General features: G+C 36.6%; 3 protein-coding genes. 1 reads left to right on the forward strand and 2 read right to left on the reverse strand.

The window, feature by feature from the left end:
- Window positions 1–128: YjbQ family protein (locus tag BG20_RS07805; RefSeq protein WP_010193288.1), on the forward strand; the 128-nt coding region annotated here is incomplete at its 5' end.
- Here BG20_RS07805 and BG20_RS12750 read toward each other — a convergent pair.
- Both BG20_RS12750 and BG20_RS07810 read right to left on the reverse strand, forming a co-directional pair.
- Window positions 129–293 (reverse strand): hypothetical protein, encoded by a 165-nt coding sequence (locus BG20_RS12750; RefSeq protein WP_010193290.1) that lies wholly within the window; start codon window positions 291–293, stop codon window positions 129–131.
- Between the two features lie 60 nt (window positions 294–353).
- The coding region (locus BG20_RS07810) for a metal-dependent transcriptional regulator (protein WP_010193292.1) at window positions 354–629 on the reverse strand (276 nt) is incomplete at its 5' end.

A 629-nucleotide genomic window follows, 5' to 3' on the forward strand; every position in this document is an offset into this window, starting at 1 on the left:
TGGGAAGAGAAGTTGTTGTTGCCATTACTAATGGCAAATTAGATTTTGGTCCATGGGAACAAATCCTCTACGGGGAATTTGATGGGAAAAGACCTAAAAGAGTTTTAGTTAAAATTATTGGTGAATAATTATCCGAAATCTGCATCACGTTTCTGACTTTGTGTCTCATTCTTTCTTGCTGAAGCTCTAAACTCTTCATCATGATTTTGAGGTCCATGACCACATTTGACACATGCTACTCTAAAACCATCATCGTTTTTTTGCCAAGTCTCGCAGCCACAAAAACATGCCATATGTTGTATTGTTTCTAATATGATATATCCTTTGGGATCTTTGAAACTTGGAATTAATTTTTAAGCTGATTTACAGCACTCGCCCATTGGGATTTCATGATCATGGGGACATTTTCTTGGATGCTTTAACATTGTACAAAGGGCATCTGTGAATTGTTTATTCATGTGATGCTCAATTCCACATACCATCTCCTCATCAATTGCAACTTTTAATGCACTATCCATTAAAACCTCCAACAATCTACTGTTTCTCATCATGCTAGAGCCAATTCTTTCTCCGTCTTGGGTTAGAGTTACACCTGCTTTGTTGTAATTTACAAGATTCTTCTCATTTAG

This window comes from Candidatus Nitrosarchaeum limnium BG20 (assembly GCF_000241145.1).
Classification (GTDB): Archaea; Thermoproteota; Nitrososphaeria; order Nitrososphaerales; family Nitrosopumilaceae; genus Nitrosarchaeum; species Nitrosarchaeum limnae.

Excerpts from the sequence above, each read along its gene's own strand:
- BG20_RS12750 (WP_010193290.1), bottom strand. The coding sequence starts at position 293 with ATGGCATGTTTTTGTGGCTGCGAGACTTGGCAAAAAAACGATGATGGT.